Raw genomic sequence first — 25,795 nt, 5'->3', positions numbered from 1 at the left:
AGTACCCAAAAACCCGCGAAAGCGGGTTTTTTTATGCCCTCTGCTTTTACGCTAACATCAGCCCCCAGCGTAACCCCTTTGCCAAGAACTTTGCCAAGGTAGCGCCCTAAACGCAGCCTAAACGCTAATACGCTGGAAAGGCGCCGCGTTCTATCGCACAGTAGCGCTAAATTCAGCGCGTCCAAGGCGCGCTGACATCGTTATATTCATACAGGTGTTTGGATACCACCCCATCCTGACACCCAAACACGGACACTCTTACCATGAGCGGTCAAAACGTCTGGACGCATAAAGGTACTTTTCTACTCGCGGCGGTTGGCTCCGCCGTTGGCCTGGGCAATCTGTGGCGATTCCCTTACCTCACCGGTGAAAATGGCGGAGGTGCCTTTATTTTGGTCTACGCGCTGACCATCTTCGCGGTCGGCATCCCCATTCTAATTGCCGAGATTATGCTGGGGCGGAACAGTCGACAAAGCCCGATTATGGGCATGCGACATCTCACTAAAACCCATGGTACCTCGCGGGCCTGGGAAACGATCGGCTGGTTGGGTGCCGCTTCGGCGTTTTTAATTTTAAGCTTCTATTCGGTGATTGCCGGCTGGGCGATCCACTACACCGGGCTAATGCTGACCGGTTCTCTGGTGGGAGCTGATGCACAAACCATCAGCGATGGCTTCGATGCCCTTTTAGCGGCGCCCGGCCTAATGACGCTCTATCACACTATTTTCATTGCAGCGTCGGCGTTGATTGTCGGTATGGGGATACATAAAGGCATCGAATCAGGGCTAAGGATCATGATGCCCGCGCTGTTTGTTATTCTGCTGGTAGTACTGGCCTACGGCGTTATCAATGGAGATGTGGGCGCCGCGGCTAATTTCTTGTTCACCTTCAATATTGCTGACCTCAGCCTCGAGGGCTGGCTACAGGCCATGGGGCAATCGTTCTTTACGCTGAGTTTAGGCATGGGGGCCATTATGGCCTACGGCGCTTATATGCCCAGCGATGTGTCGCTGACCCGAACCGCCTTTGCCGTCGCTATTGTCGATACCGCCGTGGCGATGGTCGCTGGCTTGGCCATTTTTTCCCTGGTATTTGGCGCTGGTTTGGAAACCGGCCAGGGTCCTGGACTGATGTTTGTCACCCTGCCGCTGGCATTTGCCGAAATGCCGTTTGGTGCTTTGGTAGGCGGCGTGTTCTTTATCCTGGTGCTGGGCGCCGCCATCAGTTCCTCCATTTCGCTGATCGAACCCGTCGCAGCATTCCTGGTAGAGCGTTTTGATATGACCCGCCCCCAGGCAGTCACTATCATGGTTATTGCCGCCTGGGCGATGGGCCTGTTAACGGTCGTCAGCTTTAACGTATGGGCAGAGGGAACGATATTCCATAGCCTGTTTGATCGCAGTGCGTTCGACTTTATTGAGCTATTGACCAATATCTTTATGCCGGTGGGTGGGTTACTAATTGCCCTGTTTGCAGGCTGGGCGTTAACCCAAAGCGAAGTCATGAAAGAACTGGGTAGCAACGTCACCTGGTTTAAATGCTGGCGGTTTCTAGTGCGCTTTGTGGCGCCCGCTGCTGTCGCTTTTGTGTTTTTACGCACGGTTCCTCAGGTGGATGGTTATCTTATCCCCACCCTTGGCGCGCTAGTGATCGTCGGCGCTTTTGCTGCCAGCCAGCGGTGGCTCAAAAAACCACGACAAATAACTTAATAACAGTGCGCAGGCGGCTCCTTAGCCGCCTGCATCGCGTGGAGATACCATGACCCCCCTTATTGAAGTACAGCGAGTGAACAAAGCGTTCGGCGGTTTACAGGTAATTAATGACTGCTCTATACAAGTCGAAAAAGGCTCCATTACTGGCATGATAGGGCCCAATGGCGCGGGTAAATCAACGCTGTTTAACTTGATTGCAGGTGCGTTAACGCCCGATAGCGGTCGTATTCTGCTCGATGGTGAAGACATTACCGCGCTTAGCGCCGACCAACGGTTTCATCGCGGCTTACTACGTACCTTTCAGATTGCCCACGAGTTCAGCCAGATGAGCGCCCTGGAAAACCTGATGATGGTGCCCCCCAAACAAGCCGGTGAAGACCTCTTCAGCGCTTGGTTAAAGCCGGGCGCTGTGCGCAGGGAAGAGGCAGAAGTGCGCCGCCGTGCCCTGGAAGTCATCGATTTTGTTGGCCTACACCACGTGCGCAACGAGCTGGCTGGAAACTTATCGGGTGGGCAAAAAAAGCTGCTGGAGCTTGGCCGCACCATGATGACCAATGCCAAGGTGGTGCTCCTTGATGAGATCGCTGCCGGGGTGAACCGCACTCTGCTGGGCGATTTAATCGGCAATATTGAGCGGCTCAACCGCGAAATGGGTTACACCTTTCTGGTTATTGAGCACGATATGGAGATGATTGCCCGGCTTTGCGACCCGGTGATCGTGCTCGCCCAGGGCAGCGTAATGGTGGAAGGGCATATCAACGACATCCAAAACAACCCCGAGGTGATTGAGGCCTACTTTGGCACCGATGCCGCTTAAGGACGCCCTTGTTGCTGCCCACCCATTACTACAATGATGTCGCTTTAAGTAAGTGACCTTGCTGAGAAACTTTGCTTATGTCATCAACAACCAGGCCATTAATCGACGCGCGCGATGTACACGGCGGCTATGGCGGCATGAACATCCTTAACGGGGTAAACATGACGCTGGAGGCCGATGAGGTCGGTGTCATCGTTGGCCCCAACGGGGCTGGCAAATCCACCATGCTAAAAGCGATCTTTGGTCTACTCCTTGTCAGTCAAGGCGAGATCCTCCTCAATGGTCAGCCGATCCAGAACTTACCTCCTAACCAGTTAGTGCAACGTGGCATGGGTTTTGTCCCCCAGGAGAAGAACGTTTTCCCGAGCCTTTCGGTGCAGGAAAACCTGGAGATGGGGGCATTTTTAAAGCCGCAGAACGTCAAGCGCATGCTGGCTCAGGTATATGAGTTCTTCCCGCCGCTATATGAAAAACGCCGCCAGCCTGCCGGTGAACTCTCCGGTGGGCAGCGCCAGATGGTTGCCATGGCGCGCGCCTTGATGGCCGAGCCGAGCCTGCTGTTGCTGGACGAACCCACCGCGGGGCTGTCGCCGCTGTATATGAATGAGATTTTCGACCGCGTCAAACAGATCAACGCCGCTGGCGTGGGTATTTTGATGGTGGAACAGAACGCCAAACAGGCACTAGCGATCGCCGATAAGGGCTTTGTGCTGGCCGCTGGCCAAAACCGCTTTACCGACACTGGGGCGGCCCTGCTCGCCGACCCCGATGTCGCCAAAAGCTTTTTGGGCGGCTAGCCCAGGGAGATACATGTGAACGAACTGGTTTTTTTCATCAATAATGTGGTGATTTCGGGCAGCGTCAGCGGCTCCATTTATGCCATCGGGGCTATTGGGGTAACGCTGATTTTCAGCATTATGCGCTTTGCCCACTTCGCCCACGCCGACATGATGACCTTCGGCGCCTTCATGGTGCTGCTGCTCACCACAGCGTTCCCGGCGGCAGGCGCCAGCCTGGGCGTACCCACCGCCGTGCTAATGCTGCCGCTGGCGATGCTGCTCACCGCCTCCTTGGCTGTAGGTATCGATAAAATCTTCTACAAGCCGCTGCGTGCCCACGGGGTCAAGCCGATTGTGTTGGTGATTGGCTCGCTGGGGGTCACGTTGATTCTGCAGGGCTTGATCCGCCTTTTTTCGGGCACCGGTGGGCAGAGTTTATATGTCGATGACCGCAAAGAGATCTTCCGTCTTGCGCTGCCCTTCGAGGGTGTCCGTGCCCCGATTGTGGTGACCGAGCCGCAAATTTATCTATTTGTGATTACCATCGTTGCGGTCGTCGCGCTGCATCTTTTCCTTAACCGTTCGCGGTTAGGTAAAGCCATGCGCGCCATGTCGGATAACCCCGAACTGGCCCAGGCATCGGGTATTAATACCAATACCATCGTGGCGGTGACCTGGATGATTGCGGGAGCTTTAGCCGCAATTGCCGGAACGCTGCTCTCCCTGGATGTCACCTTCAAGCCCGATTTGAGCTTCTTCCTGCTGCTGCCCATTTTCGCCGCCGCCATTGTGGGTGGCGTAGGCCACCCTTATGGCGCCATTGCCGGGGGTTTTGTGGTCGGCTTTGCCGAAACCTTGGCGGTGTTTAACTGGAACGTGCTGTTGCGCCCTTTCAGCGATAGCCTGCCCGCCTGGCTGGAGCTGCCATCAAACCTCGCCTTTGTGGGCACCGAGTATAAAATCGTGGTGCCATTTTTCATTCTGGTCGCCATTCTGGTGTGGCGTCCCACCGGACTCTTCAAGGGCAAGGTGATCTAATGAGCAACTCAGAAAAAACGCGCAACCCTGCCTACACCCCCCAAGAGGCCGCGCCTGGTCGTCGCTTCCCGCTGCGCGAACTAATTCTGTTTGGTGTGCTGCTGGTGGCTATTTTTGCGGTTTACGCCATCATGGGCGCCGCTTACAGCACGCGCATGTTGGTCGAGGCCGCCTGCTACGCCATTCTGGCGCTGGGGTTAACCATTCAATGGGGATACGCGGGGCAGTTCAACGCCGGGGTCATGGGCTTTGTCGCTCTGGGCGGCTTCTGTGCGATGTTCTTTAGCGTGCCGGTCAATGATGCCTTCTGGGGCACTGCGCTACCCGGCGAATTTGGCCGCGTGCTGCTATACGGTGCCGCCGCTATCCTACTGATCGTGGGCGCCAGCAAACTGGATCGCCTGGGTGTGCCCAAACCCCTGCGTACGTTGATCGCGGTGGTGCTGGGGCTCGTACTTTATCTTGTGGTGATTAGCCAGCTGCGCGAAGTTACCGATGCGATCGAAAGCCAGGCTGGCTTTGTCGGTGGGCTAGGCTTACCGCCCTGGATCGGCTGGATTGTCGGGGGCGCCTTGGCAGGTGGCGTGGGCTACTTTATTGGCCATATCTGTTTAGGCTTACGCAGCGACTATCTGGCCATTGCTACCCTGGGCATTGCCGAAATCATCAAGGCGTTTTTGAAGAACTCTGATTGGCTGACCCGCGGCACCGCAACGGTCTCACCACTACCCTGGCCAACGCCGGGACCCGCCGAGCTGGGATTTACCCTCTCGCGAGCGATCTATCTCTCGTTTACCGCGGTCATCATTGCGGTGATCTTCTTTCTGCTTAACCGCGCCTATAACGCCCCTTGGGGCCGCATGATTAGGGCTATTCGCGATAATGAAGTCTCCGCTGCGGCGATGGGCAAGGATATTAACAAACGGCGTCTGGAAATCTTCGTGCTGGGCTGCATTCTGATGGGCTTGGGCGGCGGTATACTGGGCACCTTCAACAGCCTCTTCGATCCACAGGGCTATCTGCCGCTCAACCATACCTTCCTGGTGCTGGTAATGGTGATACTGGGTGGGCCGGGCAATAACCTGGGCACCATTTTTGGCGCTGTGGCGGTCTATATCATCTGGATTATGTCTGAGCCCCTGGCGCTGTTCTTAATGCAGTTAGCGGTGGCCTTTGGCGAAGGCGCGTTCGGCTGGGATGCCCCGGGCAATATGGATAGCCGCGCCCTGCAGGCACGGGTGCTGGTGATTGGACTGTTAATCACCATGGTGCTGCGCTTTGCGCCCAAAGGCCTGCTACCCGAGAAGATCAAAAGTCACAGTTGATGGGGCAATTGGGTATGACGGCGAGATGAGCCCGGCAGGTAGCGGAGCGGCGTTTGCTGCGCACTACACGCCGTGGTGGGCGCCAAATCTGGCGCGATGCTAGGGTCTTGTTGACGGTTTCAACCACGGCAGTGATAAACGTCAACAAACCCTAATGCTAACGATTACCCTACTTCGCTGACTGCGCCTCTAGCGCTTCGAACAGTCGCGCCACTGCTTCAGCGCCGGGATCAATATGCCCCCGGAGTTGCTCGGCATTGATATAGGCGGCACGCCCCGCGCTTGCCTTTAAAATGGTAGCGGTATGAAGTGCCCCTGTACGTGCTGCTCTAGCGGCACAGGCAACGCTATCGTCGAGGGCATCCAGGGCGGGTTTGAGGGCATCCACCATGGTTCTGTCGCCTAACTTTGCGCCCCCAATTTGCTGCATCCGGTTGAGCCCCTCTTTCAGCGCAGCGACCCTAGGTAGTCCACTGGACGCAGCCTCTCCTGTCGCGGAGAAGAAGATAGCCAGCAGTACACCAGAGAAGCCACCCATGGTTTGGCTAAGCGCCTGTCCTATGGCGCGATAAAGCTGGGGATGATCGGCCAGGGGCATTTCATCCAGCGCGTTTAACAAGGCTTTGGCGGCTCCAGCGAGGGTTGATCCGGTATCACCATCACCGGACTTGGCATCCAGTGCATTAAGATCCGCTTCGGAGTCGATCAGTACCTGGCACCACCTCGTTAGCAAGTTGGCAGTCTGATCATGCCAGGAGGGAGTAGGTTGAGTAGGCCGTAAACCGTCGGGAAGCGCTTGTAGGGTGATTGGCTTGATACTCTTGCAGCCAGGCCAGGCCGTGGGGCCACAGGCGGCAGCGAGTAAGGTCTCATCCTCCTGAGTGACCGGATAGACCGATACGGAAAACCCCTGCATGTCCAGCGACGTCATCATGGGCGCTGGCCCGACGATGAGCTTCAGGCGGCTGGCAATGGAAGACGTCAGAAGCTCGTTGGCGAGTACCGCCATTTCCAATGCCGATGCGCCGCCGAGGTTGTTCAGCAGGACAGCATGGGGCTGTTTATCCATGACGGTGGCCAGCTTTGCGGCGACGGCGGCAATGGCGTTTTTTGCGCCGCCGTAAACAATCTGCTCAACGCCCGCCTCGCCATGGATGCCAAGCCCCAGCTCCGCCATCCCAGGGGGAATGCGCGGCTCTTTGGGCGAGCCGGGCACGCTGCATGTATCCAGTGACATGCCGATGCTATGTGTGTTTGCGATCACCCGCTCAGCGGCATTGGTCAGGGTTTCAAGCTCGGCACCCTGTTCGGCCAATGCCCCGGCTATCTTATGCACAAAGAGTGTGCCCGCCACGCCCCGTGCCTGAGGGAGGTCGGGCAAGGCAATGTCGTCATCGACCACCACCATGCTCACCTTATGCCCTAAGGCACGTGCACGCTCGACTGCCAGCCCGAAATTCAGGCGGTCACCGGTGTAATTCTTGACAATCAGCAAGCAGCCCGCCGGACCGGTAACCGCCAGTATCGCGGCCAGCACAGCATCGACCGAGGGTGAGGCGAAGACGCCACCGCAGACAGCCGCGGTTAGCATGCCCATGCCGACGAAGCCAGCATGGGCTGGTTCGTGACCAGAGCCGCCGTCGGAAACCAACGCCACTTGGGACTTATCCCAGTCAGATCGCACCACCACGCGAATATGCGGGTAGCCATCCAGGCGTGCCAACTGGCCACCGGATGCCCTGATAAGGCCGTCGATCGCATCGGTGACGGCGTCTTCTTTGCTGTTAATAAATTGCGTCATGATCTCGCCACCTCTGGTTACTGATGTCATGGGGCTCGCCGGATCGCAAGCTTTTTTTAGTGAAGCAAGACAAAGAAAAATGCCCGGCTGGTAGCAGTCGGGCATTTGTTTTAACGCTTAACGTGAAATTTAAAGGTCGACCTGCCCTTTACTGGTAAAGGTGCCATTTTCAACCGCCATCTCGACCACCACGCCGGGTACGTCGCCGTTATCATCGAACTCATGAGAGCCGGAAGCGCCTTCGTAGTTAATATCGGTACCTGCGGCAATCAACTCAACCGCCTTTTCCCACTCGCCGGGCAGAATGACTTCGCCAGGGGCGCTTGAGACGCTGCGCAGCGCTTCTGAAAGACCTTCACGGTCAGCGCTGCCGTTCTGCTCAATTGCTAATGCAATCAGGAAGGCGGCGTCGTAGGCTTGGGCGGCAAATACTGCGCTTGGGTCCAGCTCAGCGGCTTCAGCGGCTTCGATAAAGATATCGGTGCCGGGCAGGTCAGGACTGCCGGGGCGCGTAGCGATCATGCCATCCAGCACATCTGCACCAATGGCTTCAATAAGGCTATCACCGACCATGCCGTCAGCGCCTACGTACTGGGTAAACATGCCGCTTTCATAGGCTTGGCGCAGCACCGTTTGGCCGGAGGTGTCGGCGTAGGCCAGCACTACCAGTGTTTCCACGCCGCTCACTGAAAGCGAACCTAACTCAGAACGATAATCCGCGCGGTTATCTTCATGGGCAAGATTCTCAGTAATCTCACCACCGCCCGACTCAAATGCAGCGCTAAAGGCGTCAGAAAGCCCTTGACCGTAGTCATTATTCACGTAGGTAACGGCCACTGAATCAATGCCTTTTTCAAGCAACAGCTTTGCGAGCATTTCCCCCTGGAAAGCGTCTGACGGTACGGTGCGGAATACCAGATCATTATCGTCCAGTTCTGATACGGCAGGCGCCGTAGAGGCAGGCGATACCATCAAAACGCCACCGGGAATGGCCGCGTTGTTGGCTGCAGCAATGGTTGCACCCGTACATAGGGCACCCACAATCGCCGTCACATTCTCAGAGTTCACCATCCGGTCGGCGGCGTTAGAGGCAGCCGATGCATCGGAACAGGTGGTATCGCCGGAGGGCATCACCAACGTTTGTCCATCTAGAATGCCGCCCTGCTCATTGATCTGCTCTACGGCTAGCTGAGCACCTTCAAAAATGGGGGGCGTTAAACTTTCGATTCCCCCAGTAAAGCCGCCCAAGAAGCCAACTTTGACCTCTGCCTGTGCGAATCCGGTCATTGCCAGGGTTGAGGCCGCCACAGCGGTGGCTAATGCGCGCTTATTGATCATATTATTTGTCGCTCCCAGTGTCGTAAGAGGTTGTTCAATTTTTTAGTGTGCCTCATCGGACAATCGTTAAGGCTGCTATTAATCTGGAACTTGAACGCCAAAAACACAAGCATCGGTTTCTAACGCTCGTCGTCTTCCTCTAGCAATCGCCTGCGTTCAGCAAGCTGCTTTTGAAGGCGCTTGTGGCGATAAAGCCGCACCAGCGCAATCGTTAACGCGGTAACCAGCATCGCAGCCAACACCCAACCCTGCCAGGGGCGGGCGGCGTTACCCATCACCGTTTCCAACGTAATTATCAGAATTAAGCCAATCGCCTGGGAGCCGATCGCTAGCGCGCGCAGCCTATCAAAAGCGGGTGGGGGCATAACGTCTCCGTAATTTGTAGCTCGCATGGTATGGTCTGCCAGTGTACCTGCTTCACGAGAAAATCATGAATGCCATCGCTCTCGGCCCACTGCTGATTTCATTACCGCGCCTTTATGCCATCGGCTGCGCGCTGCTGTTGCTACTCTGTGCACGGTTACTGCTGGGCCTTCCCCAGCGTGACCAGCAGCGCTGGTTTACCGGGCTTATCATTGTTTGGTTAGTCAGCGCCCGGGTGGGCCACCTTATCCTCAATCTGGATAGCTATAGCGACGCCCCGCTTGAAGCGCTCAAAGTATGGCAACCCGGCTACCACGGCCTATGGGGGATGACGGCAGGCTTGATATGGACAGCCTGGGCGCTACGTGCACACCTGTTAGCCATGCTCGGGGCAATGGCCATGCTGGTCGCCGCCTCCAGCCTATGGCTGGTGCTGGTCACCTTGGCGCCCCTGGGCAATGACTTTGCGGTTGACACCCTACCGGAGGTTACCCTTGAGGATGTAGAAGGCAATGACGTGCATCTACCCTCACTGACCGACAACGCTGACCTGGTTATCGTCAACCTGTGGGCGACCTGGTGCCCCCCCTGCCTGCGTGAAATGCCGCTGCTTGAGGAGGCCGCCCAGCGCGAAGGGGTTAGCGTGGTGGTCGCCAACCAGGGGGAAGACCTGCTACCCATGGTGCGCTACCTGGATGAGCAGCAGCTTGAGTTTCGCTATGCGCTGCGTGACCCCAGCCAGCAGCTGATGGCGCTTTTTCAAGCACCGGGATTGCCCACCACCGTGCTGTTCGACGGCCAGGGGAACACCCTGGATGTCCACGTTGGCGAGCTTACCCGCGCCCAGCTGGATCGCTGGTTAAAAGATTGATGTCGATACACCTTAATCCCCCCGCTGCTTTGCGTTAGAATCCCCCGCCCTGTTGCCGCCGGTGCTCCCCCCGGCGGCAGACGACCCGTTTTGCAGACTCCTCCGAGGCATCATGAGCGATTTTTCTCCCGGCCAACGCTGGATTAGCGACGGTGAAGCTGAGCTTGGGCTCGGCACCGTGCTTAACTGCGACGCCCGTAGCGTTACCATTTTGTTCAGTGCCAGTCAGGAAACCCGTACCTACAATACCCGCCAAGCTCCGCTGACCCGCGTTATGTTCGGCAGCGGCGACCGCGTGCTCTCCGCCGACGGCTGGCAGATGGTGGTTGATGACAGCAAAGAGTCCGGTGGCCTGATTACCTATATCGGTGAAGACAGCGATGGCAACCTGCGCGAACTGCCCGAAGCCAAGCTCGCCGATACCATGCAGTTCGACCAGGCCCGTGACCGCCTGCTGACCGGCCAGGTTGACCGCAACGACTGGTTTGATTTGCGCTTTCGTACCCTGCACCACTATCAGCGTATTGAGCAGCACAGCGCGCTGGGCTTTTCCGGGCCGCGTATCGACCTGATACCTCACCAGCTCTACATTGCCAATGAAGTCGCCAACCGCCATGCGCCCCGCGTGCTGCTGGCGGACGAAGTGGGCTTGGGTAAAACCATCGAAGCCGGCCTGATTCTGCACCGCCTGCTGCTCAACGGCCGCGTTGAGCGGGCGCTGATACTGGTGCCCGACAGCCTCACGCATCAGTGGCTGGTCGAGTTACTGCGCCGCTTCTCGCTTAACGTCACGCTGTTAGATGAAACCCAAAGCCAAGCCCACGGCAGCTACAACCCCTTTGAGAGCGCGCAGCTTGTGCTAGCCAGCCAGGGCTGGCTGTTCGCCAACCCGCAACGCCAGGAGCAGGCGTTGGCCAGCCAGTTCGACCTGCTGATCGTCGACGAAGCGCACCACCTCGACTGGAGTGAAGAGGGTAGCGGGCCCGGCTACCGGTGCGTCGAACAGCTTTCGGCGGTGATTCCCGGTCTGCTGCTGCTCACCGCAACCCCGGAACAGATGGGCATCAAGAGCCACTTTGCCCGCCTGCGGTTGCTGGATAGCGAGCGCTACCACGACCTGGAGCGCTTCAAAGCCGAAGAGAGCCACTATACCGAGGTCGCACGCGCCATCGATGCTCTGGAGGCGCTGCCTGACGACCCTAGCGCCCGTGCTCACGTCTCCGCAGTAGCCGATGACCGCGACAGCCAAGCGCTGCTGGCCATCCTGTGCAACCCTGAGGCCAGCAAAGCGCAGCAGGACACTGCACGTGCCCAGTTAAGTGAAGCGCTGCTGGATCGCCACGGTACCGGTCGCGTAATGTTCCGCAACAGCCGCCGTCACGTAGGCGGCTTCCCGGAGCGACGCCTCAACCTGGTGCCGTTAGCGTTGCCTTCGGCCTACCGCCGTGTCGTGCGCCGTTTAGAGCGCGACGATGATTATCTTGACGAGCTGCTAATCGAGACCGGCATGGATCACCCCGATGTGCTGATCTATCCCGACGCGGCCTATCGCGAGCTCAGCAATGATCCGCTCAACGGCGAAGACTGGTGGCACATCGACCCGCGCGTTAACTGGCTGCTGGAAAAGCTCAGCGACGACAGCGAGAACGGCTTCGCTAACGAAAAAGTCCTGGTCATTGCCCACCACCGGGAAACCGCCGAAGGCCTTGCCGAAGGGCTACGGGTGTTGGGCGGCTACCACGCGCCGGTGTTCCACGAAGACCTCTCCTTGATAGAGCGTGACCGCGCGGCAGCGGCGTTTGCCGATGAAGATGGAGGCGTTCAGGTACTGGTGTGCTCGGAAATCGGCTCAGAGGGGCGCAATTTCCAGTTCTGCCGTCACCTGGTCATGTTCGATATGCCCCAGCACCCGGATCAGCTCGAACAACGCATTGGCCGCCTGGACCGCATCGGTCAACGCCACGCTATCGAGCTGCATATTCCGACCTTTGAAGGCAGCCCCGGCGAGCGTCTGCTGCGCTGGTACCACGAAGGTATGGATGCGTTCAGCGCCCCGCATGGGGTCGGCAACGAGCTGTTTGATGCCTTTGGTGACGCCCTGGCTGACGCCCTGCTGGATGATGAAGCGCTTGATGAGATCATCGCCGAAACCCGCACGATGTTTAGCGCCAAACTGGCGGAACACGATGCGGGCCGCAACCGGCTGCTGGAACTCAACGCCTGCCGCCCTGCCCGCGCTCAGCAGGTCATCGACGCCGTGCGTGAACTTGATGACGACGCCGCGCTCCCCCGTTACCTGGAGAGGGCACTGGATATTTTTGGCGTGGAGAGTCAGGAGATCGGTAAGGGGTTAATGCACCTGCAGCCCAGCCAACATATGCTGGATGGCCTACCAGGCCTGGTCAAAGGAGAAGAGGGTTTCACCGCCACGTACAGCCGCGCTCAGGCACTGGCGCGGGACGATATTCAGCGGCTCTCCTGGGAGCACCCACTGCTGCGGGAAATGATGGGCCGCGTGCTGGATGGCACCATGGGCAACTCAGCGCTCGCCCTGCTGCGCCACGACGCCATTCCCAGCGGTCGATTAATGGCCGAGCTGGTGTTTCGTACCCACTGTCCGGCACCCAAGAAGCTGCATCTTAACCGCTTCTTGCCACCCACCGCGGTGCGCCTGCTGCTGGATGAGTCAGGTGCCAATCTGACCAGCAAGATCTCCTTCACCGGTTTGGGCAAAAACTTACAGAAGGTCAACAAGTCGCTGGCGAGGGATTTGATCAAGAGCCGTCACGATCAGTTGCGCGAGCTGCTGACTCAGGGGGAAGGCGAAGCCGAGCGCCAGCTGCCCAGCATTGTCGAAAATGCTGAAGCGCGCATGCGTGCACAGTTGGATGCCGAGATTGCCCGTTTGACCGCGCTGGCCGAGCACAACCCGGCGGTACGCAGCGCTGAAATTGACGCGCTGAAAGATGAGCGCAAGGCGCTCAGTGAAGCGATTGAAAATACCCGCCTGCGGCTGGATTCAGTACGGGTAATCATCACCGTTGACGCCGATCGTTAATCGCCAAGCGAATGTTTCCTAAAGGATCGCCTCAAGCGCCTTGTCCAGCGTGGGATATTGAAAGGTAAACCCTGCCGCTTCAAGGCGCGCGGGGCGCATATCCGCCCCGGTCAGCAATAGCCGAGACATCTCCCCCAACCCCGCCTTCAAGACAAACGCGGGTACGGGAAAAATGGCCGGTCGATTGAGATGCTTGGCCAGGGTTTTGGTAAAGGTGGCGTTGGTGACCGGGTGCGGCGCGCTGCCGTTAAAGGCGCCGCTCAAGGTTTCGTGATTGATGAGAAACAGGATCGCCGCGACTAAATCATCGCGGTGGATCCACGGCATAAATTGCTCACCGCTGCCAAAGCGGCCACCTAGTCCTAGCTTAAACGGCGGCAGCATTTTCTGCAGGCTACCGCCGCCTGCATCTAGCACCAACCCCGTACGCAAAATCGCTAAACGCACCCCCATCGCCTCAATCGGCTGGGCGGCTGCCTCCCACTGTTTGCACAGACGATGGGCAAACTCATCGTTAGGGATTGTCTCTTCGGTCACAACGCGCTTGCCCTGATCGCCGTAATAGCCCATCGCTGAACCCGATACCATTACCTTCGGCAATGGCTGACCATTAGCCTTTAACTGTTCACACAACGCGACCAATTGCTCAGTTGACGCTACACGAGAATTTATCAGCTTGGCTTTCTGCTCATCGCTCCAGCGCTTACCGGCAATAGACTCTCCAGCCAGGTTAATTAACGCGTCCGGTGGCGACTCAATAAACGCCTGGGCGCTGTCACGAATGTCACAGCTATTGGGCAAGCGATCGCGTACTTGATGGGGGTGACGGGAAACCACCTGCACCTCGTGGCCTTGCTCTATCAGTTTTTGGCATAGCCGCTGGCCGACAAACCCACTGCCTCCGGTCACTAATACGCGCATGGAATTACTCCTGTTGGTGCCACCGTTCGTTGTCAGCTTGGCGAAATGAATCAATCGACGACCAAATTGTACGACATCTATACACAACTGCTACATTAAGCTTTCAGCGCTATTCATACGACACCTAAACAACGCTGCGAGGAACCATGGCGATACTGCCTCTGAGTGCTCATCAATCGGTCGCCATCATTGGTGCAGGCATCGCAGGGCTTGCCTGTGGGCTGGTACTCGCCAATAGCGGCGCTAGCGTTACGCTGTTTGATAAAGCCCGCGGCCCTGGCGGGCGCCTGTCGAGTAAGCGCAGACCCAGCGCGACGCTAGATCTAGGCGCCCAGGCTTTCAGCGTACACAACGCAGACTTTCAGCGCGCGGTTGATACATGGCTATCCATTGGCTGCATCGCTTCTTGGCCCACCGCTACCTATCAGGCTAGTCCAAATGGCTGGCAGGCGCATAACGATGGGCAAAAGCGCTACACCGGTGCTCCTCGAATGAGTGCCTTGACGCGTCATTTGGCCGACTCGCTAACGGCGCTACCTCAGGCTGCACTGCATACAGGCACTTCCATCACGTCACTCAAACGCACGCAAAAAGGGTGGCTGTTGGTAGCGGCTGGCGGCATTACCCATGGGCCTTATGATCAGGTAGTGGTCAGCGCACCACCGCCCCAGGCCCATGCACTGCTGGCAGCGTGGGACGACGATTTGGCCACCGCGTGCCAAACACGAAAGCAGCGCGCCTGCTGGGCGGGATGGGCGATTTTTGACGGACCGCTTCCCGCCATACCCGGTGTTGACCTAGACTGGCAGATGGCGCGGGTTGCCCATCCTGCCCTGCATATTGTGTCACGTAACCAAACTAAACCAGGACGCGCAGCTCAATCTGAAAGCCTTAGCCTGCTGGCTCAACTCGACTGGAGCGAAGCACATTTGGAGCAGCCTGCCAGTGAGGTGGCTAACCAACTTCTTACTGCTCTAAAAAGTCTTTTTCCCGTCTCAGCAACGCTACCCGACCTGATTGAAACAGGCGCGCACCGGTGGCGCTATGCACAACCAGCGGCCGCTTGTGAACACACATACTTATACAGTGGAAACGGTTTGGCCTTGTGCGGCGATCACTTTCGCGATGGCCGCGTAGAAGATGCCTGGCTATCAGGCCACCGCTTGGGGAAAGCGCTAATAGGCCGGTCGGTCTAATTATATAAAATATTATACGGGCTAAGAGGAATTCTTATAAAGGTTGTACCCAGTAGCGACAAGTTGTACAAATGAGCATACAGTAACGTACTAATGTTCAGATCTTTTGATTAGGCAGTCTCTACATGGAACACGCTTCACCTTCGCCGCGGCGAATAATGTCCGGCCCTTACAGCGCGGCGCTGCAGTTAACTAGCATGTGGTTAACTACGTTGCAGTTAACAAAGAGGTACTGGCGCTCATGAGTCTTAAGGCGACCCATCCCCCCGATACGCCGCTCTATCCGATACGCGAAGTGTCTCGCTTGACGGGCGTAAACTCGGTCACACTTCGCGCTTGGGAACGACGCTACGGGCTGATTCGCCCCCAGCGCACCCCCAAAGGGCATCGCCTTTACGCTCAAGACGACATCACACGCATCGAACGCATCTTGCAGTGGCTCAATCGTGGTGTGCCGGTCAGTCAAGTCGCCGACTTGCTTGACCAGCCAGAAACAATTGAGACGCCTACCCCTGATGCCGGCGATTGGGCTAGCCAACGCCTGCAGCTGCAAGCCATCATCGAAGCGTTAGACCTGCCCAAGCTAGAGGCTTTTTATTACCAGAGCTTAGCGCTCTATCCGCTGAGTATTGCGATTAACGAGCTTTGGCAGCCGGTTGTTTTAAGCTTAGAGGCGAAATGGGCCATTCAGGCAGACCAGTTAGTACGCCGCACCTTGGAAGCATTTTTGCGCAGCCAAGTGGGCATCCGCTTGCATTATGCTAACCAGGCTACCCGGGGCCCGCTGATTTTGCTCAATGCCATGCCCGATGACCCTGGCCCGCTCTGGGTGTTGATGTCGGCATTGATGGCCAGCGAGCAAGGCTACCGAGTACAGATGCTTGACCACTCGCTGCCACTGGAGGATCTCCCTCAGGCAGTCGCGCGGCTACACTCGTCGATGGTACTGCTTTCTAGCGGCCAGCGCGAAAGTGACAGCTATATTCGCCAAGCGCTGCCTAAAGCCGCCGAGACGCTTAATGTGCCCATCGGCGTGTGTGGTGAAGTGGCGCGCCTGCGCGAAGCCGATCTGCGCGATAGCCCGGTTCACATGCTAGGCGATGACCTCCCCCAGGCGATTGCTCGCTTGCGTCCTCTCTTACGCGAGTCAGGCGTACTGTAACCAACACGCTCTTACCCTGGCCGTTCGCCCTCTGGCGACCGGCCATTTTTTTGTGCCGCAGGAGCCCCTATGACAGAAAAGCCTATGAAACGTCAATTGGTTTGGCTGCGCAGCGACTTGCGTATTGATGACAACACTGCCCTGGCTGCCGCAGCGGCCAAAGGGCCTGTCATCGCGGTTTTTTTGCGCAGTACTCCCCAGTGGCAAGAGCACGGCCATGGTGCCAATAAGCTGGATTTTTGGGCGCGCGGTGTCGCCGCCGTTAAAACAGCCCTTAACGGATTGAATATTCCGCTGCTGCATCGTGATATTGGCCGCTATGATCAGGCCCCCGAGGCACTGCTCGATATCGCTCGTGAGTACAATATTGAGCAGTTGCACTTCAATTACGAGTACGCCCTCAATGAGCGCCACCGCGACCAGGCTGTGCAAGACGCCTTTAAGCAGGCCGGTATTGCCGCCCATGGCTGCCACGATGCCATAGCGTTTGCCCCCGGCAGCCTGCTAACCGGCAAGGGCGACTACTACGGGGTATTTACGCCGTTCTCCAAGGCGTGGCACAAGCAGGTCACCGCCGACCAGTTAGCGCTGCGCGAGTCACCACCGGTGCAAACAGAACTGGATATTAAAAGTGATCCGTTGCCTGCGCTACCGACTCTTGGCAGCACCCCGATTGAAGAGCGCCTGTGGCCTGCCGGTGAACGGCCCGCGGCGGATAACTTGGCGCGTTTCCTGCGTTTTCGTGGCCGCCACTATAAAGACCAGCGTGATCTTCCCAAGGTACGTGGTACCAGCGAGCTATCCCCCTACTTAGCGTTAGGCATGATCTCCCATCGCCAATGTTTACAAGCCGTGATAAGCGAAAACGGCGGTCACTTAGCCGATGGCGATATCGGTCTTACTACCTGGGTCAACGAACTGGTCTGGCGCGAATTTTATCAGCACGTAGCGGTAGGATTTCCCGAAGTGTGCCGCTATCAACCCTTCCAGGAACACACTAAGCAATTGAAGTGGCGCGATGATGATGAAGGCTTTCAAGCTTGGTGCGAAGGGCGTACTGGCTACCCTATTGTCGATGCTGCCATGCGCCAGTTAGTCGCCACCGGTTGGATGCATAATCGGCTGCGCATGGTGACAGCAATGTTTTTAAGTAAGCATCTGCTGATTGATTGGCGGCGCGGTGAAGCCTTTTTTATGCGCCATTTGGTGGACGGCGAATTTTGCGCCAACAACGGTGGCTGGCAGTGGGCTGCTTCTACGGGTACCGATGCCGCGCCTTACTTTCGCATCTTTAACCCTACCACTCAGTCGACCCGCTTTGATGCTGACGGTGAGTTTATTGCTCACTGGCTGCCTGAGCTTGCTGATCTGCCTGCCAAAGCGCGCCATGCGCCGCCTCAAGACCTACTCACCGATGTGCAATACCCAGCGCCGATCGTTGATCACAAAGCGGCACGTCAACGTGCACTGGACACGTTTAAATCACTCACTAAATAATCGCTTCTGTCCCCGTTTCCTTAAGCCATTATAGTTGCAAAGCTAATCAAGGAGACCGTTATGGCTGAGCCTGCGGCGCTGGAGGCGTTCTGCGCCTTTTTCAACAAACTAGACAATACCTGTACAGAAAAGCTATACGAGGTATATACTGAAAATATAATTTTTAGTGACCCGCTGCACCATATTGAAGGTCGCGAAGCATTAGCGCGCTATTTTTCAGCCATGTATGAAAATGTCGAGCAGTGCCACTTCACTTACCACACTCGGCAGTTACAGGGTCAGCAAGCGTTTGTAACCTGGACCATGACGTTTATTCATCCCAGATTGGCAGGTGGCCAGGCTGTCAAGGTCGAAGGCTGTAGCGCACTCACCTTCGCCGCCGATGGGCGCGTTGAGCGTCATCGCGATTATTTTGATGCTGGCGCCATGCTTTACGAACATTTACCGCTGATGGGAAGCGCCATTCGCTGGTTAAAAAAACGTCTTGCCTAAGCAGTAACATCACGGCGGGGCGTACGAGGAGGCTTAATGAGCACATGGGAAACGCCCCAACGTATTTGGTTAACCGGTGCCACGTCCGGCATTGGTGAAACGCTTGCCCGTAAATTTATCGCCCAAGGCCACCAGGTAGTACTCAGCGCCCGCAACGCTGAGACCCTTGAAGCGCTGTGCCAAGGCCACCCCAATGCCCATCCGCTCCCGCTAGATGTTAGTGACCGCCAAGCCGTGCTTAACGCTGGCGAGGCCATTGCCGAGCGCCTGGGGGCATTAGATTTAGCGTTATTCAATGCTGGCACTTGCGAATACCTGAACGCCCAGCAGTTCGATATGGATTTAGTCGAGCGCGTTTTTAAGCCCAACTTATTTGGCACTTTGTACGGTGTCGAAGCCGCTCTGCCGCTGCTACGGGCAGCACGGCAGCAGGGTTTGCCCGCCCGGCTAGCGGCCACCTCCAGCGCGTCGGCCTATTTACCGCTACCCCGCGCAGAAGCCTATGGCGCTTCTAAAGCCGCCGTCAGCTACTTCCTGGAATCGCTGCGCTTAGACCTTGATCAGGAAGGCATTGATGTCAGCCTTATCCACCCCGGCTTTGTGAAAACGCCACTCACCGAGCGAAACGACTTTCCGATGCCCATGCAGGTCACCGCTGAGCAAGCGGCCGATGCCATTATCGCAGGCTTGGTAAAGGGTCGGCTGGATATCCATTTCCCACGCCGGTTCACCTATCTGGTCAAATTGCTGGGCATTTTGCCTCCTGCCTTGCGCCGTCAGATTGGCCTGCGCATGACCCGCGCCCAAAAGGAATCGTCATGAGTACCGTGGTATCAAATAGTGCTGGGGCATCTCAGCGTATTGCCATTGTCGGCAGCGGTATTAGCGGCATGGCCGCTGGCTGGTACCTTTCCGCTCAGCATGAAGTCACATTGTTCGAGTCGGATTCGCGGCTGGGTGGCCATACCGCCACGATGGATGTGGACGTAAAAGGGCAGACGTATGCGATCGACACCGGCTTTATTGTCTTTAACGACTGGACCTATCCGCACTTTCAGCGCTTGATGGCGACCCTGAGCGTTGCCTCACAAGCCACCGAGATGAGTTTCTCGGTGCATGAAACGGCAAGGGACTTTGAGTACAACGGGCACACGTTAGGGTCACTGTTTGCCCAACGACGCAATTTATTTAATCCCTCTTTTTATCGTCTGCTCCGCGATATCCTGCGTTTTAACAAGCAGGCCACTAAAGCGCTTGACCGCAACGAACTACCCGAACAGATGACCCTAGGGGAATACCTAGACCGCCACCACTACAACCGCGATTTCCAGCAGCGTTACTTACTGCCCATGGGAGCCGCCATTTGGTCGGCCAGCATCAACGATTTACGCGCCTTTCCGCTGGCGTTTTTTGTGCGTTTTTTCCGCAATCACGGCCTGCTATCAGTTAATCACCGCCCCCAGTGGTACACCCTGATGGGCGGTTCGAAAAGCTATATCCCTAACCTAACGGCCCCCTACGCGTCGCGCATTCACCTCAATACGCCGGTCACCAAGATTACCCGCGAACGTGCTGGAGAGCGTGCTGGCGTTACGATTACCACACCGGCTGGCAGCCAGCACTTTGACCAGGTGGTGCTCGCCTGCCACGCCGACCAAGCCTTGGCGATGCTAGGTGACGCCAGTGCAGACGAGAAAGCAGTGCTCGGCGCCATGCCGTATCAGGATAACGAGGTGGTGCTGCATACCGACACCTCGCTGCTGCCGCGGCGCAAACGTGCCTGGGCGAGCTGGAATTACCGCCTGGATCAGCGAGATAGCGAGGCACGAGTCTCGGTTACTTACGACATGAATATCCTTCAACGGATAGAGAGTGACACTACGTTTTGCGTGACCCTGAACGACAGCGACAGCATCGACCCCAATAAAGTGCTGGGGCGTTATACCTACGCGCACCCTCAGTTCACCTTGGCGGGCCAGGCGGCGCAGGCGCGCCACGCAGAGATATCGTCGATAGCGCATCGTACGCATTTTTGCGGTGCCTATTGGCGCAACGGTTTCCACGAAGACGGGGTGTGGAGCGCCCTGCGCGTCGCCCAGGCCTTGGGCTGTGACGAGGCTGCCACGCCTCCCGCGGAACCGCTGGCGCTGCCGGCTCATGAGCTGCTGACACCGCAAGGTGTCGAGGGACTGGGATGATTTCCGCACCACGTTCGCGTATCTACCGTGGCACCCTGCGCCACCGCCGCTTCACGCCCAAGCCCCACACATTCAGCTATCAGGTATGGATGGCGTGGCTGGATCTGGACGAGCTGCCCGATCTGTTCGACAAGGTGCCCGGCTTTAGCGCCCGCAGGCCTGCCCTGGCGCGTTTTCGGCGGGAGGATTACCTAGGCCCGGTGGATCGCCCGCTAAAAACCGCCGTGCGCGAAGAGCTTGTTCGTCAATTAGGCAGCGCCCCCACGGGGCGGATTTGTGTGCTCACCCAACTGCGCACGCTGGGCTGCATGTTTAATCCTATCTCCGTTTACTACGCCTACGACCATTTGGGTAGATTGGCAGCCGTATTGAGCGAAGTCACCAATATGCCTTGGCGTGAGCGTACCCGTTACGCCAGCGCGGTGGACCCTTCACGTCACAGCCACCAAGCCCGTTTCGACAAAGACCTCCACGTTTCGCCTTTCAACCCCATGGAAATGACCTATCGCTGGAAATTTAACGCCCCCGGCGAAACGCTCTTTTTGCATATGGAAAATTGGCAGGATCAGCAATGCCACTTTGATGCCACATTAACCCTTGATGCCTCACCCGCCACCCGCGGTGTATTGCTAACAACCTTGGCTCGCCAGCCATGGATGAGCCTGAAAACCATCGCGGGCATTCATTTTGAAGCGCTACGCCTGTGGCTGAAGCGCGTCCCCGTTTATAACCACCCCAAGCAGCGCAAGGAGACTTCAAAGTGACGACCCTGCGTTCTACGCCGCCAAATATTCAACCTGTTGCCCAAGACCGCTTAACCAAGTGGCTTAAACCGCGCCTAGTGGCCCAATTGGATACCTTTCGCGGTGGTCGTATTACCCTCATTGAAGGCGACCAGTGCCACCACTTAGGCCAGGGAGGACCGCTGCAGGTAACCGTAGTAATCCGCCACTCGCGCGCCTGGAAGCGGCTGGCCTTCGGCGGTACCGTCGGCGCTGCCGAATCTTATATGGACGGTGACTGGGATGCCGACGACTTGGTCGCCCTGGTCCGTCTGTTTGCCGCCAACCTGGAACAGGTTAATACCAAAATGGAGAACGGCAGTGCCCGCTTGGCCCGTTGGCTATTGGGTGCCGCCTACCGCTTTCAGCGCAACAGCCTAAGCGGCTCTAAGCGCAACATTGCCGCCCACTACGATATTGGTAACGACCTGTTTTCGACGTTTTTGGATCGCCACCACTGGATGTACTCCAGCGCCGTTTTCCCCTACCCAGAAGCTAGTCTGGAAGAGGCCTCAACCTACAAACTGGATTTGATGCTTGAAAAGCTTGATGTCCGGCCAGAACATCACCTGTTAGAGATTGGCACCGGCTGGGGTGGTCTGGCGCTTCATGCGGCGAAAACTCGTGGTTGCCGTGTCACCACCACGACCATTTCCGATGAACAGCACGCTCATACTGCTCAGCGCATCAAAGCAGAGGGGCTGGAAGACAGAATTACCCTGCTCAAGCAGGATTACCGTGAATTAACCGGCCGCTACGACCGGCTTATTTCGGTCGAGATGATCGAGGCCGTGGGGCACCAGTATCTCGATACCTACCTCAACAAGCTGGATAGCCTGTTAACTGACGATGGGCAGGCCATGCTGCAAGCCATCACCATCCGCGACCAGCGCTTTGAAGACGCTAAACGCGATATGGATTTTATCAAGCGCTACATCTTTCCTGGCGGCTTTCTACCCTCGCACCATGCCATGTTAAGCAGCGTAATGCGCAAAACATCGCTGAACGTGGTCGCGCTGGATGAAATAGGCCCGCATTATGCCCGCACTCTGCGTGAGTGGCGCCACCGCTTTGAAGCAAGCTTGGAGCAGGTACGCACGCTAGGGTATGACGAGCGCTTTATCCGTATGTGGCGCTACTATTTATGCTACTGCGAAGGCGGCTTCATCGAGCGCTCTATCGGTACCTGCCATCTACTGCTGGCGAAACCAGCGGCGAAACCCATACCGCTCACCGGCGCGCTCTAAATGGCATCACGCAAGTGGCAGGCGCTGCTGTTCAATGCCCTGCGTTTTGAAGCTGGCTGGCTGCTATGCGTAGTAGGTGGTTCAAGCGTTGCCGCGCTGGCGGGCGGAGGCTTGCTAGCCTGGCACCTATGGCGCTGCGCCCTGCCTGGAGAGTGGCGCTTTATCGCCGGGTTTGCGCTGCTCGGGCTGGTGATTGATGGTGGCTTGCAGCGGCTGGGCGGCTTTGAGTTTAACGATCAAGCGCTAGTGCTGGGGCTCTTGCCACTCTGGCTGTGGATGCTATGGCCGCTGTTTGCCACCCTAGTCTATCACTCGCTGGCGTGGCTGTGGCGTTATCCGCTACTAGCCGCGCTGTGTGGCGCTGTCAGCGGCCCACTCTCCTATTACGGCGGCGCGCTACTCGCGGAGGTGACGCTTGCCCCTTGGCTACTGCCAGCCCAGGGGCTGATATGGGCGGCCCTATGTGTGGGCATCAGCCGTTTTTATAAGCATTAAGAAACAGCAGAGGCAATGGCTGGCTCAGGCACCAAACGCATTTCCAATTCCGCAGCGGTTAGCGGTCTGGCAAAGTAGAAACCTTGTATGGACGTACACCCGGATCCGCCAAAACTGACCCTGCTCTTTGGTTTCTACGCCTTCTGCTATCACTCCTAGCCCCATGCCTTCCGCCATTGCTAAGACCGCCTTCACGATCGAGGCATCCGCTTGATCATGTGGCAACTCCTTAATAAACGCCCGGTCGAGTTTAATTTTGTCTACCGGCAAGCGCTTCAAATAACCGAGCGACGAATAGCCTGTCCCAAAGTCATCGATGGCAATCGCAAAGCCTTGGTCGCGCAGCGCCTGAAGGCGTGGCCCCATATCGCCAGCACGTTCGTCAAGCAGCACCGACTCAGTCAGCTCTAAACCAATTTGCGATGGTTTCAACTGATAACGCTTTAGGCAAGTCGTCAACTGGCTTTCCAGGTCGTCTTGAAAGAGCTGCAGGGCCGAAATATTGACCCATATCGTCGGCTTTTTCGATCACCCAGGTGCCCAGCTGGCTTATTAGACCGTGCCGCTCGGCCAACGGAATAAAGTCGCCGGGGGAAATCATGCCAGCCTTGAGATGGCGCCAGCGCAGCAGTGCTTCCATACCCACCAGCTCGCCGCTAGCGGGCTCATGCTGGGTTTGATAATGCAGTTCCAACTGGTCACCGGAAATAAGCGCGGCGCGTAAATCACTACTTGGATACTCTATATTACGGTAATGCGACATTTATTGTGCATGAACGACAGCTTTTGAATAAAGTTTTCTACTATTGTGCTATCAGCCAAACCGCTAAAATCTTCAGATATAAGCGATAAATAGCCAGTTACGTGCATTCAGCGGTTTCGGGAAGTAGACTAGCCAAACAACCATTTTGATATTCGGAACGATTCAGTGACCAAGCAACACTCCTTTGATCGCGAAGAACTGCTGGCCTGCTCACGCGGCGAGCTATTCGGCCCCGGTAATGCACAGCTCCCAGCGCCTAATATGCTGATGCTTGATCGCATTAAGCACATTCATGAAGAAGGCGGAGAGCATGGCAAGGGCGAATTGATCGCCGAGCTGGATATCAGCTCTAACTTGTGGTTCTTTGACTGCCACTTCCCTGGAGACCCTGTTATGCCTGGGTGTTTAGGTCTAGATGCCATGTGGCAGCTAGTCGGCTTCTATTTGGGCTGGCTAGGCCACCCGGGGCGCGGACGTGCACTCGGCTGTGGCGAGGTCAAGTTCAGCGGGCAGATCCTGCCGGATGCACAAAAAGTGACCTATAGTATTAATATTAAGCGTATTATTACCCGACGACTCATCTTGGGTATCGCCGATGGCACAGTATCCGTCGACGGACGCGACATTTATCAGGCTAATGATCTGCGTGTTGGCCTATTTACCTCCACTGCGAATTTCTGAACAGGAGGCTCCCATGCGACGAGTGGTAGTCACCGGCCTTGGCATCGTATCGTGCCTTGGCAACGACCAACGACAGGTCCTGGACGCGCTCAAAACTGGGCGTAGCGGTATTCGTTTTAAGGAAGAGTACGCCGAGCGTGGCTTCCGTAGCCATGTGGCTGGCAGCGTCGATATCGATCTTGACGCACTCATCGACCGCAAACTGCGCCGCTTTATGGGCGATGCAGCTGCCTACGCCTATGTTTCAATGGCCCAGGCCATTGAAGACGCGGGGCTCTCTGAGGAGCAGGTCTCCAACGAGAGAACAGGGCTTATTGCTGGCTCCGGCGGTGCTTCAAGCGCTAACCAAGTTGAAGCTGCCGACGTACTGCGTGAAAAAGGCCTGCGTCGCGTTGGCCCTTATCGTGTGACGCGGACAATGGGCAGTACTGTTTCCGCCTGTTTGGCGACACCCTTTAAAATTAAGGGTGTGAATTACTCCATCTCCTCTGCTTGTGCTACCTCAGCGCACTGCATTGGTAGCGCGATGGAGCAAATTCAGCTTAATAAGCAGGATGTAGTGTTTGCTGGTGGTGGAGAAGAGGAGCACTGGACACTCTCCTGCCTGTTTGATGCCATGGGCGCGCTCTCAACGCACTATAACGATACGCCAGAGCAAGCCTCGCGCCCTTATGACAACGCCCGCGACGGTTTCGTGATTGCAGGCGGTGGCGGCATGCTGGTGTTGGAAGAGCTTGAGCACGCTAAAGCGCGTGGTGCCAAGATCTACGGCGAGTTAGTTGGCTACGGCGCCACCTCTGACGGCTACGATATGGTGGCGCCTTCAGGCGAAGGCGCTATGCGCTGCATGCATCAGGCAATGGCTACCGTAGAGGGTAAGATCGATTACATTAATACTCACGGTACCTCTACCCCGGTGGGTGATGTGGCCGAGCTAAAAGCAATACGTAAAGTGTTTGGTAATACGACACCCGCGATGAGCTCAACCAAATCGCTGACCGGTCACTCCCTGGGCGCTACCGGTGTACAGGAAGCGATCTATTCGCTGCTGATGATGCAACATAACTTTGTCGCTGCATCGGCGAATATCGCCAACTTGGATGAGCAGGCCGACGGCTTTGATATTGTCACTAAACGTCGAGATAACGTGACAATAGAGCGAGCCTTGTCTAATAGCTTCGGCTTTGGCGGCACTAATGCATGTTTAGTCTTCCAACGCTTTAACGATTAACGCTGATAAGACAACAGGCATGCTAAAG

At 56.8% G+C, this 25,795-nt stretch carries 22 protein-coding genes and 1 pseudogene; 18 read left to right on the top strand and 5 right to left on the bottom strand.

Going from position 1 to position 25,795, the window contains the following annotated elements:
* Nucleotides 1–263: 263 nt before the first annotated feature.
* The 5 genes from ACXUPB_RS00545 to ACXUPB_RS00525 all read left to right on the top strand — a co-directional run bounded on the left by ACXUPB_RS00545 (nt 264) and on the right by ACXUPB_RS00525 (nt 5,671).
* Nucleotides 264–1,709: a sodium-dependent transporter gene (locus ACXUPB_RS00545; protein ID WP_472954823.1), complete on the top strand. Its 1,446-nt coding sequence runs from the start codon at nt 264–266 to the stop codon at nt 1,707–1,709.
* Nucleotides 1,710–1,758: 49 nt separating this feature from the next.
* Nucleotides 1,759–2,529 (top strand): ABC transporter ATP-binding protein, encoded by a 771-nt coding sequence (locus ACXUPB_RS00540; RefSeq protein WP_335597976.1) that lies wholly within the window; start codon nt 1,759–1,761, stop codon nt 2,527–2,529.
* 77 nt (nt 2,530–2,606) lie between these two features.
* Nucleotides 2,607–3,326 (top strand): ABC transporter ATP-binding protein, encoded by a 720-nt coding sequence (locus tag ACXUPB_RS00535; protein WP_335597977.1) that lies wholly within the window; start codon nt 2,607–2,609, stop codon nt 3,324–3,326.
* A gap of 15 nt (nt 3,327–3,341) precedes the next feature.
* On the top strand, nt 3,342–4,346 hold the full coding sequence (locus ACXUPB_RS00530; RefSeq protein ID WP_472954822.1) for a branched-chain amino acid ABC transporter permease: 1,005 nt from the start codon (nt 3,342–3,344) through the stop codon (nt 4,344–4,346).
* Nucleotides 4,346–5,671, top strand: coding sequence for a branched-chain amino acid ABC transporter permease (locus ACXUPB_RS00525; protein WP_472954820.1), 1,326 nt, complete (start codon nt 4,346–4,348; stop codon nt 5,669–5,671). Before ACXUPB_RS00530 ends, ACXUPB_RS00525 begins: the two co-directional genes overlap by 1 nt.
* A gap of 169 nt (nt 5,672–5,840) precedes the next feature.
* Here the strand turns inward: ACXUPB_RS00525 and ACXUPB_RS00520 are convergent, their stop codons facing one another.
* From ACXUPB_RS00520 to ACXUPB_RS00510, 3 genes are all read right to left on the bottom strand, one after another.
* On the bottom strand, nt 5,841–7,472 hold the full coding sequence (locus tag ACXUPB_RS00520) for a dihydroxyacetone kinase subunit DhaK (protein WP_472954818.1): 1,632 nt from the start codon (nt 7,470–7,472) through the stop codon (nt 5,841–5,843).
* Nucleotides 7,473–7,601: 129 nt separating this feature from the next.
* Nucleotides 7,602–8,810 (bottom strand): ABC transporter substrate-binding protein, encoded by a 1,209-nt coding sequence (locus tag ACXUPB_RS00515; RefSeq protein WP_472954816.1) that lies wholly within the window; start codon nt 8,808–8,810, stop codon nt 7,602–7,604.
* A 119-nt stretch (nt 8,811–8,929) separates the two neighbouring features.
* Entirely contained in the window at nt 8,930–9,175 is a 246-nt protein-coding gene (locus tag ACXUPB_RS00510) for a hypothetical protein (RefSeq protein WP_035563996.1), read from the bottom strand.
* Nucleotides 9,176–9,240: 65 nt separating this feature from the next.
* Between ACXUPB_RS00510 and ACXUPB_RS00505 the strand changes: the two genes are divergently transcribed.
* Both ACXUPB_RS00505 and rapA read left to right on the top strand, forming a co-directional pair.
* On the top strand, nt 9,241–10,044 hold the full coding sequence (locus tag ACXUPB_RS00505) for a TlpA disulfide reductase family protein (protein WP_335597983.1): 804 nt from the start codon (nt 9,241–9,243) through the stop codon (nt 10,042–10,044).
* 112 nt (nt 10,045–10,156) lie between these two features.
* Nucleotides 10,157–13,102 carry an RNA polymerase-associated protein RapA gene (gene rapA, locus ACXUPB_RS00500; RefSeq protein ID WP_472954814.1) on the top strand — a complete coding sequence of 982 codons (2,946 nt, stop codon included), beginning with the start codon at nt 10,157–10,159 and terminating at the stop codon, nt 13,100–13,102.
* A gap of 18 nt (nt 13,103–13,120) precedes the next feature.
* On the opposite strand, the gene ACXUPB_RS00495 is transcribed toward rapA, so the two are convergent.
* Nucleotides 13,121–14,023, bottom strand: a complete 903-nt coding sequence (locus ACXUPB_RS00495) for a TIGR01777 family oxidoreductase (RefSeq protein ID WP_472954812.1) — start codon at nt 14,021–14,023, stop codon at nt 13,121–13,123.
* Between the two features lie 146 nt (nt 14,024–14,169).
* Here ACXUPB_RS00495 and ACXUPB_RS00490 point away from each other — a divergent pair, with 146 nt between their 5' ends.
* The 9 genes from ACXUPB_RS00490 to ACXUPB_RS00450 all read left to right on the top strand — a co-directional run bounded on the left by ACXUPB_RS00490 (nt 14,170) and on the right by ACXUPB_RS00450 (nt 23,092).
* On the top strand, nt 14,170–15,219 hold the full coding sequence (locus ACXUPB_RS00490) for an NAD(P)/FAD-dependent oxidoreductase (protein ID WP_472954811.1): 1,050 nt from the start codon (nt 14,170–14,172) through the stop codon (nt 15,217–15,219).
* 241 nt (nt 15,220–15,460) lie between these two features.
* Nucleotides 15,461–16,381, top strand: coding sequence for a MerR family transcriptional regulator (locus tag ACXUPB_RS00485; RefSeq protein ID WP_008959195.1), 921 nt, complete (start codon nt 15,461–15,463; stop codon nt 16,379–16,381).
* Nucleotides 16,382–16,465: 84 nt separating this feature from the next.
* Entirely contained in the window at nt 16,466–17,878 is a 1,413-nt protein-coding gene (gene phrB, locus ACXUPB_RS00480; protein WP_472956641.1) for a deoxyribodipyrimidine photo-lyase, read from the top strand.
* A 60-nt stretch (nt 17,879–17,938) separates the two neighbouring features.
* Nucleotides 17,939–18,370: a nuclear transport factor 2 family protein gene (locus tag ACXUPB_RS00475; RefSeq protein ID WP_335597985.1), complete on the top strand. Its 432-nt coding sequence runs from the start codon at nt 17,939–17,941 to the stop codon at nt 18,368–18,370.
* A gap of 36 nt (nt 18,371–18,406) precedes the next feature.
* Nucleotides 18,407–19,192, top strand: a complete 786-nt coding sequence (locus ACXUPB_RS00470) for an SDR family NAD(P)-dependent oxidoreductase (RefSeq protein ID WP_472954809.1) — start codon at nt 18,407–18,409, stop codon at nt 19,190–19,192.
* Nucleotides 19,189–20,568: an NAD(P)/FAD-dependent oxidoreductase gene (locus ACXUPB_RS00465; protein ID WP_035563978.1), complete on the top strand. Its 1,380-nt coding sequence runs from the start codon at nt 19,189–19,191 to the stop codon at nt 20,566–20,568. The genes ACXUPB_RS00470 and ACXUPB_RS00465 overlap by 4 nt, the downstream gene beginning before the upstream one ends.
* Complete coding sequence (locus ACXUPB_RS00460; protein WP_472954807.1) at nt 20,565–21,332, top strand: DUF1365 domain-containing protein; 768 nt, start codon at nt 20,565–20,567, stop codon at nt 21,330–21,332. The genes ACXUPB_RS00465 and ACXUPB_RS00460 overlap by 4 nt, the downstream gene beginning before the upstream one ends.
* Nucleotides 21,329–22,597 (top strand): class I SAM-dependent methyltransferase, encoded by a 1,269-nt coding sequence (locus ACXUPB_RS00455; RefSeq protein WP_472954805.1) that lies wholly within the window; start codon nt 21,329–21,331, stop codon nt 22,595–22,597. The genes ACXUPB_RS00460 and ACXUPB_RS00455 overlap by 4 nt, the downstream gene beginning before the upstream one ends.
* Nucleotides 22,598–23,092, top strand: a complete 495-nt coding sequence (locus tag ACXUPB_RS00450; protein WP_472954804.1) for a DUF2878 domain-containing protein — start codon at nt 22,598–22,600, stop codon at nt 23,090–23,092.
* Here the strand turns inward: ACXUPB_RS00450 and ACXUPB_RS00445 are convergent.
* Nucleotides 23,089–23,822, bottom strand: a pseudogene (locus tag ACXUPB_RS00445) (putative bifunctional diguanylate cyclase/phosphodiesterase); the annotation flags it as partial. The gene ACXUPB_RS00450 and the pseudogene ACXUPB_RS00445 sit on opposite strands and share 4 nt — an antisense overlap.
* A gap of 198 nt (nt 23,823–24,020) precedes the next feature.
* Here ACXUPB_RS00445 and fabA point away from each other — a divergent pair.
* Both fabA and fabB read left to right on the top strand, forming a co-directional pair.
* The gene (gene fabA, locus ACXUPB_RS00440; protein WP_008959204.1) at nt 24,021–24,536 is read left to right on the top strand and encodes a 3-hydroxyacyl-[acyl-carrier-protein] dehydratase FabA; all 516 of its coding nucleotides are present in this window, start codon (nt 24,021–24,023) and stop codon (nt 24,534–24,536) included.
* A 13-nt stretch (nt 24,537–24,549) separates the two neighbouring features.
* A complete protein-coding gene (gene fabB, locus ACXUPB_RS00435; protein ID WP_035563967.1) occupies nt 24,550–25,767 on the top strand; it encodes a beta-ketoacyl-ACP synthase I in 1,218 nt (405 codons plus the stop codon).
* The last annotated feature ends 28 nt before the right edge of the window (nt 25,768–25,795 follow it).

This window comes from Vreelandella sp. DA03-1M (assembly GCF_055725665.1).
Note: the sequence above shows the minus strand (reverse complement) of the source record. Positions and strands in the feature narration are given on the sequence as shown.